Origin of the sequence: Moorena sp. SIO3B2, from assembly GCF_010692525.1 — a bacterium.
Classification (GTDB): domain Bacteria; phylum Cyanobacteriota; class Cyanobacteriia; order Cyanobacteriales; family Coleofasciculaceae; genus Moorena; species Moorena producens.
Genome location: NZ_JAAHHE010000573.1, coordinates 1 through 3,062, shown reverse-complemented (window position 1 = coordinate 3,062; position 3,062 = coordinate 1). Strand labels below are relative to the sequence as shown.

Genomic DNA, 3,062 nt, shown 5'->3' with positions numbered 1-3,062 from the left:
CAGATCTGACTTTTTGGTGGGCAAAATTCCTAGAGTTTTCCCTACAGCTGATCTGTGCTCACCTTTTGCCCACCCTACAGGATCTAAATTCTAAATTCTAAATTCTAAATTCTAAATTCTTCATTCTAAATTCTAAATTCTAAATTCCTTGGGAAACAAAACCAGCCCAAAAGAAAGGATGAGCAAAAGGAAAATCTTCCTTACTCAAAGACTCCAAACGCTTTTGCTGTATCTCGAATTTATCGACAATTGTGACCCACTTATCCAACTCTTCCTGATCTCCCTGATCTTTGGCATTCTGTTTAGCAGTATTGGCCTCTTTTAACTTTTGTTCCAGATGTTCCGTTAACTGAGTCTGATAATTATCAGCAAACTCCTTTCCGGTTAAATTGCGCAATTTAATTTGCCCTTGCTGTAGTGCTTGGGAGCGGCTCATCCCTGACCGGCGGCCATGGTAGTAAAAAATCGCTAATAAAGCACTGGCCAAATCATCTACGGACCACTGGGTACTAACCACACTCCTGGCTCCAGCACAGAGAAAACCGGTAGCTAGACTAAGCAAGTCATCAGTAATGTCGGTAACAGTGAAATTAACCTCGCAGGCTGAGGCAAAAACTTCGGAAAGATTGGGCATGCGCCAACCAGGAGTTAAGAGTTGACCCAGGGTAAGGGAACCATCTCCTAACCGTAAATGAGATTCCAAGAGCTCCATGGGGTTAGATTGGGCATGATGGCTGGAGTGGAGGATATGCACTTGCTGGGCTAAGGTGTGGTATGATTTGACCGTGGCATTCCGTCCTTGTAAGCGCTGCTTAGCAGGAACCTGATACATTTCCGCCAGGGTTTTGCATTCAAAACTGGTAAAGGGCAGATCCTCGGTAGCATCTTCGACTATACCCATTTCTTGACCTGGGATTGCTGGGCGTTGGTGGCAATAGTGGAGGATTTGGCAACTGGGAACCAAGCGAATACGAAAGCGATCGCATAAATAAGTAGTGTTGGTAACAGGTTTAGTGCCAGAGGATTTGGAGGATTTGCTGGCGAAGACCATACCCCGATTTTGGGCAAGAGAACTCTTTTCTTGCTCTGCTGCTAATAAACCCTCTTGCTCTCCCCGTTTTAAGGGCAACGCCGCAAAAGGAATCTGATGTAAATATCGATAAGGCACAATAATCAACTCCTCAATCCCAGTCAGATAGTGTCCCACCAGCTCCTGCAACTGCAAGCGCTCAGCAAGTTCTTCAAGAAAATCCCCCATCTTCTGTTTCCATTCACTTTGTGCCTCAACATAGGGCTTGAACCAATTATTGAAGATCCAAATCTGTAAAGTTTTCCACCCCTGTCCTTGACAAGTGAAAACTTGAGGACTGCGATCCTTAAACAGGATAAAAATATGGGTATGCTCTCTTGTTGTGTAAAAACTAAGCAGAGCAGTGGTTGATTCTTCGATTAACTGCTGCATTTGCTCCCAATCGAGATGCTCCACCTGGACTTGTCCTGCCAAAACCGGGTCATAGCGGCGCAGTTGTTGCCAAACTTGCTGTTTTTTTGCCTCTAATTCCTGGATTTCTTTCTGGTATTGTAATAAAGCTTCCCTAGTCAAGGATTGATCAGATTGTTTCACTGGCATTCCCAATGACATGGTTTTATTAGGACTTCCTGCTAGAACTGGAACAACCTCCGAAGCAGAACCAAAACGGAGGAGATTGATACGCTGTTGCAGTTCCTCGTAGTCCTGCAAAAGCTGTTTTACTTCTGGGACAATTTCTCCTCCTTGGTAGAGTTCATTACTAGCCATCATATCTACCAAGCGTTGGGCACGAGAACGTTCAGTATATTCCAGTCCTTTTTCGATCTGACCTAAATTGAGGCAAGCTTGTACTATGTTGCCATATACGTAAATGGAATCAGCAAGAATCTCTTGGCGACGCTCCTCATCAATTGCCCAACTCCGGCTTTGTTCTACCGCTTGGATAGCTAGGGCGTAGCCTTCGATAGCTAGTTGCCAATTGTTATTGTCCAGAGCAAGGTTACCTAAATTGCAAGCTGTGTGCAGACAATCGAGAGGGAAGTTTTCTGGAGTACGGATTTGTAGGGAATTTCTATAATGAGCGATGGCTTGTTCAAGATTATCGGCTCTATCTCCTTTGATTTTTTTATAGGCAACACCGAGATTGTTTTGAGTTGTTGCCCAATCTTGGGGAAATGCCGACTTTGTAAAGATTTTTAGGGCATTTTTATAATGAGCAATGCCTTGTTCTATATTATCAGATTTTTCCCCTTTTATTCTATCAGAGTAGGCATTACCGAGATTGTTTTGAGTCATTGCCCAATTTTGGGGAAATGCGAACTTAGTATAGATTTGTAGAGCATTTTCATAATGAGCGATGGCTTGTTCAATATTATCAGCTCTCTCCCCTTCTATTCCGTTACGGTAGGTATTGCCGAGATTTTGTTGAATCCCTGCCCAATGTTGGGGACATGTGGACTTGGTACAGATTTCTAGGGCATTTTTATAAGCACAGATTGCTTTTTTTAAATTATCTAATTTATGATGATCGGATTGATATAATTTTTGATACAATTTATTTTTTATTGAATGAACATTGCCGATAATAGTTTGGATTTTATATCGTTCAAATAAATTCATTTTCTCATAAACTTTTAGGGCATTGTTTAAATGCAAACTTGCTTGTTCGAGGTTATCGGCTCTATCTCCTTTGATTCTGTTGAAGTAGGCATTGCCGAGATTGGATTGAGTCCTTGCCCATTGTTTAGGAAATGCCGACTTGGTACGGATTTTTAGGGCATCTTTATAAGCACTGATTGCTTCTTCGATATTATCGGCTCTATCTCCTTTGATTCTGTCGACGTAGGCATTGCCGAGATTGTTTTGAGTCATTGCCCAATGTTGGGGAAATGCTGACTTGGTAAAGATTTTTAGGGCATTTATACAATGAGCAATCGCTTGTTCAATATTATCTGCTCTCTTCCCTTTTATTCTCTCACAGTAGGCACCGCCGAGATTGGTTTGAATCATTGCCCAATCTTGGGGAAATGCC

1 protein-coding gene is annotated in these 3,062 nt (G+C 42.4%); it reads right to left on the bottom strand.

From position 1 onward, the window contains the following. Positions 1–139: 139 nt before the first annotated feature. A partial coding sequence (locus tag F6K38_RS38170) for a CHAT domain-containing protein (RefSeq protein ID WP_287360153.1) occupies positions 140–3,062 on the bottom strand: 2,923 nt, incomplete at its 5' end.